Consider the following 16,559-nt stretch of genomic DNA (forward strand, 5'->3'; position numbering starts at 1 on the left):
GGGGTGGGCAAGACTTTTTCCTATCTGGTCCCGGCACTCCTGAGCGGCGAGCGGGTGCTGTTGTCCACCGCCACAAAGGCCTTGCAGGACCAGCTGTTTGCGCGCGATCTCCCGCGCCTGGCGCAGACCCTGGGATTGCCGGTGCGCATGGCGCTTCTGAAGGGCAGGGCGAGCTATCTGTGCCTGTACCGCATGGAACTGGCCCGCCAGGATGTGTCAGCCCGTGAGCCTGGCGTGGCACGGGTTTTGGCCAAGGTCGAGAGTTGGTCGCATGGCACGCGCTCGGGCGACCTGGCGGAGCTGACGGGATTGGACGAGCGCTCGCCGGTGATACCGCTGGTCACTTCCACCCGTGAGAACTGCCTGGGCTCGCAGTGCCCCCGCTTTCGAGAATGCCATGTGCATTTGGCGCGGCGCGAGGCCTTGGCGGCGGACATCGTGGTCATCAACCACCACCTTTTCTTCGCCGATGTGGCTGTGCGCGAGTCGGGCATGGCCGAGCTCTTACCTTCCGTGCGTGTGGTGGTGTTTGATGAGGCGCACCAGATCAACGAGACGGGCGTGCAGTTTCTGGGGCTTACGCTGTCCACGGGCCAGCTGATGGATTTTGGCAGGGGCCTGCTGGCAGCAGGGCTGCAGCATGCGCGGGGCCTTGCGGACTGGACGGGGCTTGCGAGCCAGGTGGATCTGTCTGCCCGGGATTTGCGCTTGGCGGCGGGAGATATGCGGGGTAGCGCAAAGCTGCGCTGGACCGATGAAACGCCGGAGAGCGTCAGGCCGGATGAATGGCAGGCTGCCCTGCGCCGCGTGGCGCTCGCCTGCGCCCAGGCGCAGGAGGCGCTCGACACTGTTAGCGAAATAGCGCCCGACTTTGTGCGCCTGTATGAGCGCGGGACTGAACTGCTGGCGCGCCTGGCCCATTTTTCTGGCCCCGGCAATCCGGATGCGGTGCGCTGGGTCGATGTGGGGCCGCAGCTGCGCTTGACGGAATCCCCCCTGGACATTGCCGAGGCCATGCGCACACGCCTGCTGGCCACCCCTGCGGAACCCGTGGGTGACGATGGGTGGCCCGGGGAGCCTGCTGCCGGACCCGGCAGGGCCTGGGTCTTCACCTCGGCCACCTTGGGCGATGACGAGCAACTGAGCTGGTTCACGGAGCGGGCGGGTTTGCAAGACGCGCAGATCCTGCGGGTTGCGAGCTCGTTTGACTATGGGGCGCAGGCAGCACTGTATGTGCCACGCCACCTGCCGTCTCCGGCCGATCCTTCGCACAGCATGGCGCTTGCGCGCTGGGTGGGCGAGGCTGCGGCGCAACTGGGTGGCCGCACCCTGGTGTTGACCACGACGCTCAAGGCCTTGCGCACCATTGGCGATGCGTTGAAAGCGCAGTTTGCGGGCTCTGCTGCCCTGGAAGTGCTGGTGCAGGGCGAGTGGCCCAAACGGCGGCTGATGGAGCGTTTTCGCGAAGGGAGCGAGCACGGGCAGCAAGGCTGTGTGCTGGTGGCTTCCGCGACGTTCTGGGAAGGGTTTGATGTGCCTGGGGATGCCTTGCAGCTTGTTGTGATTGACAAGCTTCCTTTTCCTCCCCCGGGCGACCCTTTGGTGGAGGCGCGTACGCAGCGTATTGAGAAATCTGGCGGGAAAGCGTTCAAGTCTTACGCGCTGCCGGAGGCGGCCGTTGCGCTCAAGCAGGGGGCGGGGCGGTTGATACGCCGTGAGTCCGACCAGGGCATTCTGGTGGTGGGTGACACCCGCCTTATCACCATGGGCTATGGCAAGCGCCTGCTGGCGGCCTTGCCCCCGATGCGGCGCCTGGAGTCAGAGCCCGAGTTTGAAGCTGCTCTTCAGGCGCTTACCAGAGCTTCCACCACGGCTCCGCCTTTTCCTTGAGGCCACCGCGCAGATAGGCGCTTTGGGGGTACGAAGTGTCCATCACGCGGCGTGCATCGTCGCGCAGCTGCGTCATGCCCAGTGCGTCGTACGACTGGATCAGGATGTACAGAGCTTCTTCGAGCGCGGGCACGCCCTGGTAGTCCGCCAGGGCTACCTGGGCACGGCTGATGGCTGCCACATACGCGCCCCGCTGGAAGTAGTAGCGCGCCACATGCACTTCGTACTGCGCGAGCGAGTTCACGATGTAAGTCATGCGCTGGCGTGCATCCTGCGCGTAGCGGGATTCCGGGAAGCGGGTGGCCAGCTCACTGAAAGCCTCGAAGGAGTCCTTGGCTGCTTTCTGGTCGCGCTCGGAAAGGTCCTGGCGCGAGATGAACGAGAACAGGCCGAGGTTGTCGTTGAAGTTCACCAAGCCCTTGAGGTACAGCGCATAGTCAAGCGCAGGGCTGGCGGGATGGAGCTTCATGAAGCGGTCCAGCGTTGCAATGGCCTGGGCTTTTTCGCCAGCCTTGTAGTGCGCGTAGGCCTTGTCGATCTGGGCCTGCTGCGCCAGCGGTGTGCCGGCTGCACGCCCCTCCAGTTTTTCGAGCAGAGGAACCGCCTTGTCGTAGGCGCCGCTGTTCATTTCGTCCTGCGCTTCCGAATGGATGCGATTGGGGCTCCAGTTGGCCGTTTTGTCTTCGGTTGTGCTGGAGCAACCTGCCAGCAGACCAGCAAGCAGCAGGGCAGAAACGAGGGGCAGTGGGGCACGCAGCATCGCAGGCAGCTTTCAGCAAAAAAGGAAACAGGGGTGCAGGATAGCTGGGCCGGTCCAGAGGGCCAGGCGCCGCTGGCATCCAGGGCACGAAAAAGCATTGTACTGGGGGTGGCACCTGTCAAGAGGCGTTGCGCTGCCAGCTTTCTCTCGGTGGAGGTGCTGGGCTTTCTACAATGGCTCCCATGTTTGTTCACTTGCGCCTGCACACCGAGTTCTCCGTCGTAGACGGTACCAATCGAATCGATGAGGTGGCCAAGGCAGCTGCCAAAGACGGCCAGCCTGCACTGGCCATCACCGATCTCAACAACCTTTTTGGCGCGATCAAGTTCTACAAGGAGGCGCGGGGCAAGGGTGTCAAGCCCATCCTGGGGGCCGAGATTTTTCTTGAAGGCGAAGCGGGCGCAGCCCCCTCACGCCTGATCGTCCTGGTGCAGAACCGCCAGGGCTACCTCAATCTGTCCGAACTGCTCGCGCGTGCGTGGACGCGCAATGTCGTCAAGAACCTGGCGCTGTGCACCTGGGCCTGGCTGGAAGAGTTGTCGGAAGGGCTGATTGCTCTGGCCGGGGCACAGGCTGGGCCCGTGGGCCAGGCTCTCCTGAAGGGGGACGAGTCGGGCGCCGCTGAGATTGCCTTGCGCCTGGCAGGGCTGTTTCCACACCGGTTTTACATCGAGTTGCAGCGTGCGGGCCGTGTCGACGATGAAAGCCACGTGGTGGCTGCTGCGCAGTTGGCGGCGCGCCTGAGCTTGCCCGTGGTGGCCACACATCCTGTGCAGTTCGCCACTCCAGACGACTATGAGGCCCACGAGGCGCGCGTCTGTATTGCAGAGGGGGAGATTCTGGCCAACCCGCGCCGCGTGCGCAAGTTCACGCGCGACCAATATTTCAAGTCGTCTGCAGAAATGCAGGCCTTGTTCGCTGATGTTCCCTCGGCCATCGCGAACACGGTGGAAATTGCCCAGCGTTGCAACCTCACGCTGGTGCTTGGCAAGCCGCAGTTGCCGGACTTTCCCACTCCCAATGGCATGCCGATCGATGAGTTCTTTCGTTTTGCCTCGTTCGAGGGGCTGGAGGAGCGCCTGAAGCTTCTCTTCCCCAAGGAGTCCGACCGCGATCAGCAGCGTCCCCGCTATGTGGAACGCCTGGAGTTCGAGATCGGAACCATTCTCAAGATGGGTTTTCCGGGCTACTTCCTCATCGTGGGGGACTTCATCCAGTGGGCCAAGGCCAACGGGTGCCCCGTGGGGCCGGGGCGAGGATCGGGTGCCGGTTCGCTGGTGGCATATGCCCTCAAGATCACCGACCTGGATCCGCTGCAATACAACCTGCTGTTCGAGCGGTTTCTGAATCCCGAGCGGGTGTCCATGCCTGACTTCGACATTGACTTTTGCCAGTCCAATCGTGACCGAGTGATCGACTACGTGAAGGACAAGTACGGCAAGAATGCCGTGAGCCAGATTGCCACCTTCGGGACCATGGCTGCCAAAGCCGCCATCCGCGACGTGGGCCGGGTGATGGACATGAGCTACATGTTCTGCGACGGCATCTCCAAGCTGGTACCGGGCAAGCCCGGCATGTCGTACACGCTGGCCTATCCGCCCGAGGTGAAAAAGGAAGGCGACAAGAACAACTACGCACTGGAGCTGGAGCCGCTCCTGTACGAACGCGTGCAGAAGGAAGAAGACGTCAAGACCATCATCGAGATGGCGCAAAAACTCGAAGGCATGACCCGCAACATCGGTATGCACGCGGGTGGGGTTTTGATTGCGCCTGGCAAGCTCACGGATTTCTGCCCGCTCTACCAGCAGCCGGGCAGCGAATCGGCTGTGAGCCAGTACGACAAGGACGACGTGGAGGCTATTGGCCTTGTGAAGTTCGACTTCTTGGGTCTCGCCACTCTCACCATTCTGGAAATCGCGCGTGAGTTCATCATCAAGCGCCACAAAGGCCAGGAGAACTTCGCCTTCGAGAACATTCCGCTGGACGATGGCCCCACCTATCGGCTGTTTTCCGACGGCAAGACCGAGGCCGTGTTCCAGTTTGAAAGCCGCGGCATGCAGGGCATGCTCAAGGAAGCGAAGCCGAGTCGGCTTGAAGACCTGATTGCACTGAACGCGCTGTACCGTCCGGGTCCCATGGATCTGATCCCGAGTTTCGTGAACCGCAAACACGGCAAGGAAGTGGTGGAGTACCCCCATCCGCTGGTGGAGCCCGTGCTGGCCGAGACCTACGGGATCATGGTGTACCAGGAGCAGGTGATGCAGACCGCCCAGGTTCTGGGGGGCTACAGCCTGGGCGGCGCCGACATGCTGCGCCGCGCCATGGGCAAGAAGAAGGCCGAGGAGATGGCCGAGCACCGGGAGATCTTCCGAAAGGGTGCGGCCGAAAAGAACATCAGCCAGGAGAAGGCTGACGAGGTGTTCGATTTGATGGAGAAGTTTGCAGGCTACGGCTTTAACAAGTCGCACGCGGCTGCTTACTCTCTGCTGGCTTACCACACGGGTTGGCTCAAGGTGCACTTCACCGCAGAGTTCTTCTGCGCCAACATGACCGTGGAAATGGATGACACCGACAAGCTCAAGGTGCTGTTCGAAGACGCGCAAAAAATGGGGCTCTCTTTCGAGCCGCCGGACGTCAACCGTGGCTTCTACCGGTTCGAGCCCGTGACTGACAAAATCATCCGCTACGGCTTGGGCGCCGTTAAGGGCACGGGCCAGCAGGCCATCGAGGCCATGGTGGCGGCGCGCGAGGGGCGTGGCGAAGGGCCCCATGGCGCCACCACCGGGCCTTTCAAGAGCCTTTTCGATTTCTGCCTGCGCGTGGACAAGGCGCGCATGAACAAGCGCACGGTGGAGGCGCTGATCAAGGCGGGTGCATTTGATTCCATCAACATGAACCGGGCATCGATGGTGGCGTCGATCGACCGGGCTTTTGACTTTGCGGCTGCCACGCTGGCGAACGTGAACCAGGGTGGCTTGTTCGACATGATGGGCGATGATGCCCATGGTTCCAGCACGCAGGAGCCTGAACTGGTGGACGCGGTTCCCTGGGGGATCAAGGAGCGACTCACCCTGGAGAAAACGGCGGTCGGTTTCTATCTGTCCGGCCATCTGTTCGATGAAGTCGCCACGGAGGTGCGCCGCTTTGTGCGCACCCAGATCGATGAGCTGCTGGACAGTCGCGAACCCCAGGTTTTGGCCGGGATCATCAGTGATTTCCGGGTCATCAATGGACAGCGGGGCAAATTGGGCCTGTTCAAACTGGACGACAAGTCTGCGGTCATTGAGGCGTCTGCCGATGAGGCCTTGCTCAACACGTACCGCAATCAGCTCAAGGAAGATGAGTTCGTGGTGATGATGGGCCGCTTGCAACTGGACCATTTCAGCGGTGGCCTGCGCGTGAAGGTGCAACAGGTGTGGGACTTGGCAGGGGCGCGTTGCCGTTTTGGCAAATACCTGCATGTCACCGTCGGCGACAAGGGCCCGGATGTGCACCGCCTGGTCAAGGAGTTCCCGCCGCGCAGAGAGGAGCTTGCCGAGGGTGAATTGCTCCACGGTCTGCGTGTGCGCATGGGGGTGCGCTGTGTGGCGCAGGACGCGGCTGCTGTGGCGGAGCTGCAACTGGGTGAGAGCGCCCGTTTTTATCCCACCGATGCTGCGCTGGCCGCCTGGACCGCTCAGGCGGGCAGTGGTTCGGCCACCGTGGTTTACGAATAAATCGGGTGTTGGGAACCATTCGGTGAATATCGTGAAGGCGATAGCTTGAAAAAAACCGGATCAACGTCAGATTTCTCTCACGGCAGCATGCCGCGCGGATCGCTAGAATGATTTTCATGGCAACAAAACCACCTTCACCCCCCACCGCGCTGCCCGTGACCCGGCCCGCGCGGGATGATGGCGGTTCGGTCGTGCTCGAAAGACGCACCCAGAAGACCCAGCCGCCGCAGATGTACCAGGTGGTCATGCTCAATGACGACTACACCCCCATGGAGTTCGTCATCGTGGTTTTGCAGGAGTTTTTCAGCAAGGACCGTGAACAAGCCACCCAGATCATGTTGAAGATCCATCTAGATGGCAAAGGCGTCTGCGGTGTTTATTCCCGCGATGTGGCTGCCACCAAGGTGGAACAAGTGCTTGACGCCGCCCTCAAGGCGGGCCACCCACTCCAATGTGTCAGTGAACCTGTTGAATAACAGGTTTTTGATCCCGATCTACAGTTATCCCTTCCACGCAAGCACAAAGGAGTTCACATGATTGCCCAGGAACTGGAAGTCAGCTTGCACATGGCCTTTGTTGAGGCCCGTCAGCAGCGCCACGAGTTCATCACCGTGGAGCATCTGTTGCTTGCACTGCTCGATAATCCCAGCGCAGCGGAGGTGCTGCGCGCATGTTCGGCCAATATCGATGATCTGCGCTCATCGCTGGCGAACTTCATCAAAGACAACACGCCCCAGGTGGCTGGCACCGATGAGGTGGACACGCAGCCCACGCTGGGATTCCAGCGTGTGATCCAGCGCGCCATCATGCACGTGCAGTCCACGGGCAATGGCAAGAAGGAAGTCACGGGTGCCAATGTGCTCGTGGCCATCTTTGGCGAGAAGGATTCGCATGCCGTGTACTACCTGCACCAGCAGGGCGTGACGCGCCTGGACGTGGTCAATTTCATTGCCCACGGTATCAAGAAGGGCGAACCCCCAGAGCCTGCCAAGCCGGACAACCAGGCGGAAGGCGAAGAGGGTGGTTCTTCTGAGCGCAACGAAAAAGCCTCGCCGCTGGAACAGTTCACCCAGAACCTGAACCAGGCCGCCAAAGACGGAAAGATCGATCCGCTGATCGGGCGCCACTACGAGGTGGAGCGCACGATCCAGATCCTGTGCCGCCGCCGCAAGAACAACCCACTGCTGGTGGGTGAAGCTGGCGTGGGCAAGACGGCGATTGCCGAGGGGCTGGCCTGGCGGATTACCCAGAACGATGTGCCTGAAATCCTGGCCGAGGCCACGGTGTACTCGCTCGACATGGGCGCATTGCTGGCAGGCACCAAGTACCGGGGTGATTTTGAGCAGCGCCTCAAGGGCGTTCTCAAGTCGCTGAAGGACAAGCCCAATGCGATTTTGTTCATCGACGAGATCCATACGCTGATCGGTGCGGGTGCCGCGTCGGGCGGCACGCTGGATGCCTCCAACCTGCTCAAGCCCGCGCTTTCCAGCGGCCAGCTCAAGTGCATTGGCGCAACGACCTTCACGGAATACCGTGGCATCTTCGAAAAAGATGCAGCGCTGTCGCGCCGTTTCCAGAAGGTGGACGTGGTGGAGCCCAGCGTGGCCGAAACCATCGACATCCTCAAGGGCCTGAAGTCGCGCTTTGAAGAGCACCACAGCGTGAAGTACGCGGCGGCCGCCCTGCAGGCTGCAGCCGAGCTGAGCGCCAAGTACATCAATGACCGCCATCTGCCTGACAAGGCGATTGACGTCATTGACGAAGCCGGTGCTGCGCAGCGCATCATGGTGCCGAGCAAGCGCAAGAAGACCATCGGCAAGGCCGAGATCGAAGAGATCGTGGCCAAGATTGCGCGTATTCCGCCTGCGAATGTGTCCAATGACGACCGTGGCAAGCTCCAGACGCTGGAACGCGACCTGAAGAGTGTGGTGTTCGGCCAGGACAAGGCCCTGGAAGTGCTGGCCAGCGCGGTCAAGATGGCGCGGTCCGGACTGGGCAAGGGCGACAAGCCCATCGGCTCGTTCCTGTTCAGCGGCCCCACTGGCGTGGGCAAGACCGAGGCGGCCAAGCAACTGGCCTACATCATGGGCATCGAGCTCTTGCGCTTCGACATGTCGGAGTACATGGAGCGCCATGCGGTCAGCCGCCTGATTGGTGCGCCTCCGGGCTATGTCGGGTTCGACCAGGGTGGCCTGTTGACCGAAGCCATCACCAAAAAGCCGCACGCTGTGCTGCTGCTCGACGAAATCGAGAAGGCGCACCCGGACATCTTCAACGTGCTGCTGCAGGTGATGGACCATGGCACGCTGACCGACAACAACGGGCGCAAGGCCGACTTCCGCAACGTCCTGATCATCATGACGACGAATGCGGGCGCCGAGACCATGAACAAGGCGACGATTGGCTTCACCAACCCGCGCCAGGCGGGCGACGAAATGGGCGACATCAAGCGCCTCTTCACGCCCGAGTTCCGCAACCGGCTGGATGCCATCGTCAACTTCAAGGCGCTCGACGAGCAGATCATCCTGCGCGTGGTGGACAAGTTCCTGCTGCAGCTGGAGACGCAACTGGCCGAGAAGAAGGTGGAGGTTACCTTTACCGATACGCTGCGCAAGCACTTGGCCAAGAAGGGTTTCGATCCGCTCATGGGCGCCCGCCCGATGCAGCGTCTGATCCAGGACACCATCCGCCGCGCGCTGGCTGACGAGCTGCTCTTCGGTCGCCTGACGGACGGTGGGCGTCTGACGGTCGATATCGAGGTGAAGACCGACGACAAGGGCGTGGAAACCTCCGAGGTGCTGCTGGACATCCAGCCGCTGGCCAAGAAGGAACGCTCGGCCAAGTCCGAGCCCGCCGAGCCGGAGGAAGCCACGGCGGACTGATGGGCACTGGCGCCACTGGCGCTTTGCCGACACGTACCGGCACCCTCCCGAAGCCAGCCATCGCAATGAAGGCTGGCTTTTTTTCGTCCGGAGTGCAGTGTCAACAGCGTGGTGGTGGCGAAGCCTGCACAGGCAGTCTTTGACGAGCGGATCAGCGAACTGGTGTGCGCGAACGCCGTCCGATGCCCCAAAGTTCTTGAAACGTTTTCGCACAGTTCCGTGGCAAGCCAGCACCTTTGGGGCGGCATACTGCGCGCTGATTGAGGAGACGCCCCCATGACCATGACCCCCACACCTTCCGCCCCGATGTTCCCCGGTGCCTCCTCTCGCAAGGGGCGTCTGGGAGCGATCAGCCGGTGCCTCGCCATGGCCAGTTTTGGTGCACTGGTGGCAGCTTGTGGTGGCGGCGGGGGTGACGCGGCGCCGGTTTCGCCGCCTCCGGGCTCCCCGGCGCCAGGCGCTCCAGCGCCAGCTCCGCCCCCCGGGGGCCATGTGTATGGCGATGTGCGCGGCGCAACCCTGGGTGTGGGCGCGCCGCTCAATGGCGCAGTGCCGTTCCCTTCCGGCAATGACTGGAACGCGGATATCAGTGGGCTCCCCATCGATCCCAACTCTGACAACCTCATCGCCAGCATTGGCCTCACCCGGGGATTGTTCCCGGATTTCGGCGCGGGCCTGTGGGAAGGCGCAGCTATCGGCATTCCCTATGTGGTGGTGGCAGGTAACCAGCCGCGTGTGGCGGTGCAGTTCACCGACTACGGCGACGAGAGTGATGCAGGCCCGTACCCGATTCCGCCCAACGCGCCTATTGAAGGCGGTCCTTCCAGCGCGGGTGACCGCCACGTGATCGTGATCGACCGCGACAACAACCGCTTGTATGAAACCGGCAACAGCTACCCGCAGTCCGACGGCAGCTGGCGTGCGTCGGGTGGTGCTGTCTTTCACCTGGACAGCAACAACGTGCGTCCCACCGCCAGGCCACGATGGACCAGCGCAGACGCAGCGGGCCTGCCGATTTTTCCGGGCCTGGTGCGGTACGACGAGGCGTCGCTGGGCGCCGGTGGCATCCGCCACGCGCTGCGCTTTACCGTCAGCCAGACCCGCCGCGCTTACGTGCCGCCCGCGACCCACTGGGCATCGAGCAATACCAGCCCCAACCTTCCCCCCATGGGCATGCGCGTGCGCCTGAAGGCGGGCTATGCGATCCCGCCGGGCTTCTCTGCCGAAGCGCAGGCTATCCTCTCCGCCCTCAAGACCCACGGGATGATGGTGGCCGACAACGGCTCCAACTGGTTCCTGAGCGGGGCGCCGGACGAACGCTGGAACAACGATCGCCTGAAGTCTGAACTGCGCCAGGTGCTGGGCCGCGACTTCGAGGTCGTGCGCATGGACGGGCTGGTGACGCCATGACTCCGTGGGGCGGCCAGTTGGGCAGGCCTTAGGGCGCTGTCTACTGGCGCGCCGTAAGCCGCTCCAGCAGTTCCACGGTGGGATAGCCGTCCGCCACAACGCCGATGCTGCGCTGGTAGCCTCGCAGCGCCGCGCGGGTGGCGGGGCCCATCACGCCGTCCGGGGTGCCCGCGGCAAATCCCTTGCGGTTGAGTGCTTCCTGCAGCTCCTGCAATTGCTGGCGTGAAAGGGGTGCAAGGTCGCGCGGCCAGGCGGCAACCACGGGCCCGCCACCGCCAATCTGGCGCGCCAGCAGCGCCACCCCCAGCGCGTAGTTGACCGAGTTGTTGTAGCGCAGGATGACCCGGAAATTGCCCCCTACCAGAAAGGCCGGGCCTCGGGCACCTGCGGGCGTGACGATGGACGCGGAGGCCAGGGTGGGCAATGCCTGCCCGTCGATGCCGCGCACACCTTCAGCGTCCCACTGGGCTGTGGTCTGCCGTACGGAAGGGTCTGCGCGGGCGTGGTCGAAAGACGCGGGCAACTGCACCTCCACCCCCCAGGGTTCGCCCGCCTGCCAGCCCGAACGCGCCAGGAAATGCGCCGTAGACGCCGTCACGTCCGGGATGCTGCCCCAGATGTCGCGGTGGCCATCGCCATCGGCATCCACGGCGTAGGCCAGAAACACCGAGGGCAGGAACTGCGTGTGCCCCATGGCGCCGGCCCAGGAGCCGAGCATGCGGTCTGCTGCGATGTCGCCCTGGTCCACGATGCGCAGCGCGGACAACAGTTCGGCCTGGGCCCAGGCGCGGCGGAGGCCTTCATAGGCCAGCGTGGACAGCGCGTCCACGGTGCGGAACGTCCCGAAATTGCTGCCGTAGTTGCTCTCCATGCCCCAGATGGCGGTGATCACGGTGGCAGGCACGCCATAGCGGGCGGCGGCGGCTTCCAGCGTGGCGCTGTGTTCGGCCAGCTTGGCCTGGCCTTGGGCAATGCGCTGCGGCGACACCGCACTGTCAAGGTAGGCCCAGGGTGTGCGCGTAAATTCAGGCTGTGCCCGGTCAAGCTCCACCACACGTGGCTGCCATTGCGCCTGGCCCAGCACTTCGCGCACCGTGCGGGGCTGGATGCCCGCCTGCAAGGCCTGCGCCGAAAACGCGTCGCGCCATGCGGCAAAGCCTGCCGCATGGTCCACGCCAGCGGTGGGGCTGCCGGTAGCTGCTGCGGCATCTTGGGCCGGTGTGCTGGTGGTGGCAGGGGGGGCGCTGGCTGGCGGCGGTGTTTTCACCGCGTCCGGGCGATGGGGAGGCGCTGCGGCGCAGCCCGCCAGAGCCAGGGCTGCCCAACATGCTGCGAGGGAACGTGGGGACCAAGAGGACAAAAGGGAAGGGCAGAGCCGCGAAACGGAGGGATTGGCTGTGTGGGTGCTTTGCATGCGCCATTGTCCCGCGCTGCAGCGGCGGTGCTGCGCTGCAGGTGTATCACGGCGTGAAGCGGCATCCGAGGGGTATTTGTATTTGCTATATATTTTATAGCTGCTAGCGCTTTATCAGTATGCGCTAGGGGCCTAAAAAGCTTGTAAATCAGGTTACAGTTCACGGTATCCCTCGCCCTGTTCTTCTGTCGCCCCCTGTTTGCCCATCGATCATGGCCCCCCACACCTTCCTCTGGCACGACTACGAAACCTTTGGTGCCAACACGCGCCGCGATCGGCCTGCGCAGTTCGCGGCCATCCGCACGGACGCGGAGCTGAACGAAATAGGCGAGCCGCTGATGTTCTATTGCCAGCCTGCCAACGACTACTTGCCCGACCCGGTGTCGTGTCTCATCACAGGCATCACGCCGCAGCTGTGTCTGGAAAAGGGCGTGCCTGAGCACACGTTCGCTGCGCGCATTGAGTCTGAGTTTGCCCAGCCCGGCACCATTGGTGTGGGCTACAACACCATCCGGTTTGACGACGAGATCACGCGCTTCATGTTCTGGCGCAACCTCATCGACCCGTATGCGCGCGAGTGGCAAAACCAGTGCGGCCGCTGGGACCTGCTGGACGTGGTGCGCATGACCTATGCGCTGCGGCCCGACGGCATCAACTGGCCCAAAAAGGAAGACGGCTCGCCAAGCTTCAAACTGGAGCACCTGTCCAAAGCCAACGGCTTGTTGCACGAGGCCGCGCACGATGCGTTGTCAGACGTGCGCGCCACCATTGCGCTGGCGCGGCTGATCCGCCAGCACAACACCAAGCTGTTTGACTTTGCACTGAGCCTGCACAAGAAAGACCGCGTGGCCGCCGAGCTGCGCCTGCCCGCCACCACCAGCACGGCGCGGCCGTTTCTGCATGTGTCCGGCATGTTCCCCGCCGAGCGCGGTTGCCTGGCCGTGATGTGGCCGCTGGCCAGCCACCCTACCAACAAGAACGAGCTGATCGCCTGGGACCTGGCCCACGACCCGCGGGAGCTGGCCACACTCAATGTGGAGGACATCCGCCTGCGCATGTTCAGCAAGGCCGACGCGTTGCCCGAGGGCGTGACGCGCCTGCCCATCAAGACCATTCACCTGAACAAGTCGCCCATGGTGGTGGGCAATGTGAACACGCTCACGCCCGCGCTGGCCCAGCGCTGGGGCATCGACCTGGCCCAGGCCGCGCAGCACGCCGAGGTGGCGCGCGCACTGCCCGACATGAGCGGCATCTGGCCCGCCGTGTTTGCCCGTCCGCAAGAGCCGGCGCCGGATGTGGACCAGGACCTGTACGGCGGTTTTGTGGGCAACAACGACCGGCGCCTGCTGAACGATCTGCGCACCCTGAGCGGCGACAAGCTGGCCAAGGCGCGTGCGAACTTTGATGACCCGCGCCTGGCCGAGCTGCTGTGGCGCTACCGGGCGCGCAACTTTCTGCAAACGCTGTCGCCCGAGGAGCAGGAACGCTGGGAGGCTCACCGCGCTGCCTGCCTGTTCGACGGGCAGGGCGGGGCGCGTACGGTGGAGCAGCTGTTCACCGAGATCGACGAACTCTCGGAGACCGCCGACGATGAGCGGACCCAGGACATTCTGGGCGCCTTGTACGATTACGCTGAACACATCGCACCTGAACGATGACTCCCACTGAGGCGCTGCGCGCCTTCCCCCGGAGGGGGACGCACCCGGTGGCCTGGTAAAGCCAGTTCCACGGGTGCACTGGCATCAGGGCGCGCCAGTAGTGATCGCCCCGCCTCGTACGTAGACCAGTAGAAACAAAGCAGCCGCAGATTTTTATGACGACACCGCAGAACCACAGTTTCACCACCCAGATCGTGCACGCCGACCGCCTGGGCGGCGCCGAGCATGGGGCCATCCACAAGCCGATCCATACGTCCGTTCAGTACGGGTATGAGAAGATGGAAGAGCTGATCGCCGTGTTCCAGGGCACGAGCAAGGGCGGCTTTAACTATGCGCGCCAGGGCACGCCCACCACGGCGGCGCTGGAGGCCAAGATCACGCAGATGGAGCGCGGGCACGGCTCCATCGTTTTCTCCACCGGCATGGCGGGCATTTGCGCGGTGTTCCTCACCCTGCTCAAGGCGGGTGACCATCTGGTGGCCAGCCAGTTCGTGTTTGGCAACACCAACAGCGTGTTCGGCACGTTGGCCGACCTGGGCATTGAAGTGACCACGGTGGATGTGACCGACGCGGCCAAAGTGGCTGCTGCCCTGCGCCCCAACACCCGCATGGTGTTTGTCGAAACCATTGCCAATCCCGGCACGCAGATCCCCGACCTGGAAGGCATTGGAGCGCTGTGCCAGCAACGTGGCGTGCTTTACGTGGTGGACAACACGGTGGCATCGCCCTATCTGTTCCGCGCTGCCACGGTGGGCGCGGGCCTGGTGGTCAATTCGCTCACCAAAAGCATCGGCGGGCAGGGCGCTGCGCTGGGTGGCGCTATCACCGACACGGGGCTGTACGACTGGTCGGGCTACCCCAACATCTTTGCGCCCTACCGCAAGGGCGACCCCAAGGGCTGGGGCCTTCAGCAGCTGCGCAAAAAGGGCCTGCGCGACATGGGGGGCACGCTGTCGTCCCATGCTGCGCACCAGCTGGCGCTGGGCGCTGAAACGCTGTCGCTGCGCATGGACCGTACCAGCGCCACGGCCCTGGCCTTGGCGCAGTGGCTGGAGGCGCACCCGGCCGTCTCGCGCGTGCTGTACCCCATGCTGCCTTCGCACCCCCAGCATGCCTTTGCCAAAAAGCTCCTCCAGGCGGGCTCATGGCTGCTGTCGTTCGAGCTGCGCAACCCCGACCAGTGCCTGGCCGTGTGCAACCGCCTGCAGCTGCCCATCAAGGCCACGGGGCTGGCCGACACGCGCACGCTGATCATCCCGGTAGCGCACACCATCTTCTGGGAGGCCGGCCCCGCCGTGCGTGCCGCCATGGACATTGGTGACAGCATGATCCGCCTGTCAGTGGGCCTGGAAGACCCACAAGACCTGCTCGCTGACTTTGAGCAGGCCCTTGCAGGCGCCTGACCTGTCAAATACCCGCCCAGGAGTCCCTCATGGCCACAGCAACCTCGGCGCCCCCCGCCAGCATCGGCAAGTACCGCATCGAGCGTGAACTGGGCCGGGGTGCGAGCGGCATCGTGTTTCTGGGGCTCGACGGCTTTAGGGGGCGCAAGGTGGCCATCAAGCAGACGCATGCCCATCTGCTGAAAGTACCCGAGCAGGCCGAGCGCTACCGCAAGCTGCTGCGCAACGAGGCTGCGCTGTCGGGCCGCCTGCGCCACCCCAACATCGTGCGCCTGCTCGATGCGGACGAGGAGGCGCTGCCCCCCTACCTGGTGCTGGAATATGTGGATGGCCAGCCCCTGTCAGCCTATGCCACGCCGGATGCACTGCTGCCCGTGCCCCAGGTGCTGGACATTGCCTTCAAGTGCTGCAACGCGCTCGAGTACGCGTGCCGCGAAGGCCTGGTGCACCGCGACATCAAGCCCGCCAACCTCATGCTGGCCAAAGACGGCGACATCAAGCTGACCGATTTTGGTGCGGCGCTGTCACTGCGCAGCGATGCCACGCAACTGTCGGGCCTGGTGGGCTCGCCGTCCTACATGTCGCCCGAGCAGGTGCGTGAACAGGACCTCACGCACCACAGCGACATGTTCTCGCTGGCAGTTGTTGTGTACGAGCTGCTCACGGGCCGCCGCCCGTTTGACGGCGACACCGACTTCGCCACGCTCTACAAGATCAGCAACGAGGCGCCCACGCCACCGAGCCTGCTGCGCGCGTCGCTGCCAGCCCATGTGGACGACGTGTTGCTGCGCGCCCTGGCCAAGCAGCCCTCCGACCGTTTTGCGACCTGGGACGATTTTGCACGGGCGCTGCTGGCCGCCCACCAGAGCCTGCCCCGCCAAAAATCCCAAGACACCGAGGCCGAGCGTTTTGCGCGCCTGCGCGCGCTGCCGTTTTTTGCCGACTTTCACGACGTGGCTCTGTGGGAGCTGATGCGCCTGGGCAACTGGCGGCGGCTGGAGCGGGGCACGGTGCTGATGCGCGAAAACACGCCCGGCGATTCGTTCTGCATCCTGATCGAGGGCCAGGTGGCCGTGAGTCGCCAGGGCTGGAATCTCAGCACACTGAGTGCGGGCGTCACCCTGGGTGAAATGACCTACCTGCGCCCCGACAACAGGCTGCGTACGGCCACCGCCGTGGCCGAGTCCGAAGTGCTGGTGCTCAAGGTGCGCAACCCCGCGCTGCGCGGGGCGTCCGAAGACCTGCAGTCGTGTTTTGACAAGGCCTTCATCAAGCTGCTGGTGGGGCGGTTGATTGCGACCAACGAGCAACTGGCCGAGTGGGAGCTGGTGGCGGCCCCTCCCGCCCCGGTAACACCGGCATCGCCTTCCGCGCCGCGCGGCTGAAGCGCCTTCGTTGCGCCCGCCGCTGGCTCGGCAACCAGGGA

General features: G+C 63.7%; 10 protein-coding genes. 8 read left to right on the forward strand and 2 right to left on the reverse strand.

Annotated elements, in window-relative coordinates; genetic code table 11:
• Positions 1-1,890, forward strand: a 1,890-nt coding sequence (yoaA, locus tag NFX52_RS18425) for a DNA repair helicase YoaA (RefSeq protein WP_252635771.1), incomplete at its 5' end; no start/stop codon positions are given.
• Here the strand turns inward: yoaA and NFX52_RS18430 are convergent.
• Positions 1,853-2,650, reverse strand: a complete 798-nt coding sequence (locus NFX52_RS18430; protein WP_055396690.1) for an outer membrane protein assembly factor BamD — start codon at positions 2,648-2,650, stop codon at positions 1,853-1,855. The two genes, yoaA and NFX52_RS18430, sit on opposite strands and share 38 nt — an antisense overlap.
• Positions 2,651-2,832: 182 nt before the next feature.
• Between NFX52_RS18430 and dnaE the strand changes: the two genes are divergently transcribed.
• The 4 genes from dnaE (at position 2,833) to NFX52_RS18450 (ending at position 10,658) form a co-directional block, all read left to right on the forward strand.
• Entirely contained in the window at positions 2,833-6,366 is a 3,534-nt protein-coding gene (gene dnaE, locus NFX52_RS18435) for a DNA polymerase III subunit alpha (protein ID WP_207401892.1), read from the forward strand.
• A 107-nt stretch (positions 6,367-6,473) separates the two neighbouring features.
• Positions 6,474-6,842: an ATP-dependent Clp protease adapter ClpS gene (clpS, locus tag NFX52_RS18440; protein ID WP_055396693.1), complete on the forward strand. Its 369-nt coding sequence runs from the start codon at positions 6,474-6,476 to the stop codon at positions 6,840-6,842.
• A 57-nt stretch (positions 6,843-6,899) separates the two neighbouring features.
• Positions 6,900-9,248, forward strand: a complete 2,349-nt coding sequence (gene clpA / locus NFX52_RS18445) for an ATP-dependent Clp protease ATP-binding subunit ClpA (RefSeq protein WP_055396695.1) — start codon at positions 6,900-6,902, stop codon at positions 9,246-9,248.
• A 276-nt stretch (positions 9,249-9,524) separates the two neighbouring features.
• On the forward strand, positions 9,525-10,658 hold the full coding sequence (locus tag NFX52_RS18450; protein WP_202907144.1) for a hypothetical protein: 1,134 nt from the start codon (positions 9,525-9,527) through the stop codon (positions 10,656-10,658).
• Between the two features lie 40 nt (positions 10,659-10,698).
• Here the strand turns inward: NFX52_RS18450 and NFX52_RS18455 are convergent, their stop codons facing one another.
• A complete protein-coding gene (locus NFX52_RS18455; protein ID WP_370541924.1) occupies positions 10,699-12,072 on the reverse strand; it encodes a lytic murein transglycosylase in 1,374 nt (457 codons plus the stop codon).
• Between the two features lie 212 nt (positions 12,073-12,284).
• Here NFX52_RS18455 and sbcB point away from each other — a divergent pair, with 212 nt between their 5' ends.
• From sbcB to NFX52_RS18470, 3 genes are all read left to right on the forward strand, one after another.
• Entirely contained in the window at positions 12,285-13,730 is a 1,446-nt protein-coding gene (sbcB, locus tag NFX52_RS18460) for an exodeoxyribonuclease I (RefSeq protein ID WP_055396701.1), read from the forward strand.
• Positions 13,731-13,885: 155 nt separating this feature from the next.
• Positions 13,886-15,133, forward strand: a complete 1,248-nt coding sequence (locus tag NFX52_RS18465) for a cystathionine gamma-synthase family protein (protein WP_055396703.1) — start codon at positions 13,886-13,888, stop codon at positions 15,131-15,133.
• 29 nt (positions 15,134-15,162) lie between these two features.
• Positions 15,163-16,518, forward strand: a complete 1,356-nt coding sequence (locus NFX52_RS18470) for a protein kinase domain-containing protein (protein WP_207401891.1) — start codon at positions 15,163-15,165, stop codon at positions 16,516-16,518.
• Positions 16,519-16,559 lie beyond the last annotated feature (41 nt).

This window comes from Acidovorax facilis (genome assembly GCF_023913775.1).
Classification (GTDB): domain Bacteria; phylum Pseudomonadota; class Gammaproteobacteria; order Burkholderiales; family Burkholderiaceae_C; genus Acidovorax; species Acidovorax facilis.

What these genes read in the sequence shown, in the direction of transcription:
- clpA (WP_055396695.1), top strand. Translation starts at nt 6,900, where the DNA reads ATGATTGCCCAGGAACTGGAAGTCAGCTTGCACATGGCCTTTGTTGAG.
- NFX52_RS18430 (WP_055396690.1), bottom strand. Translation starts at nt 2,650, where the DNA reads ATGCTGCGTGCCCCACTGCCCCTCGTTTCTGCCCTGCTGCTTGCTGGT.
- clpS (WP_055396693.1), top strand. Translation starts at nt 6,474, where the DNA reads ATGATTTTCATGGCAACAAAACCACCTTCACCCCCCACCGCGCTGCCC.
- sbcB (WP_055396701.1), top strand. Translation starts at nt 12,285, where the DNA reads ATGGCCCCCCACACCTTCCTCTGGCACGACTACGAAACCTTTGGTGCC.
- NFX52_RS18455 (WP_370541924.1), bottom strand. Translation starts at nt 12,072, where the DNA reads ATGCAAAGCACCCACACAGCCAATCCCTCCGTTTCGCGGCTCTGCCCT.
- dnaE (WP_207401892.1), top strand. Translation starts at nt 2,833, where the DNA reads ATGTTTGTTCACTTGCGCCTGCACACCGAGTTCTCCGTCGTAGACGGT.
- NFX52_RS18465 (WP_055396703.1), top strand. Translation starts at nt 13,886, where the DNA reads ATGACGACACCGCAGAACCACAGTTTCACCACCCAGATCGTGCACGCC.
- NFX52_RS18450 (WP_202907144.1), top strand. Translation starts at nt 9,525, where the DNA reads ATGACCATGACCCCCACACCTTCCGCCCCGATGTTCCCCGGTGCCTCC.
- NFX52_RS18470 (WP_207401891.1), top strand. Translation starts at nt 15,163, where the DNA reads ATGGCCACAGCAACCTCGGCGCCCCCCGCCAGCATCGGCAAGTACCGC.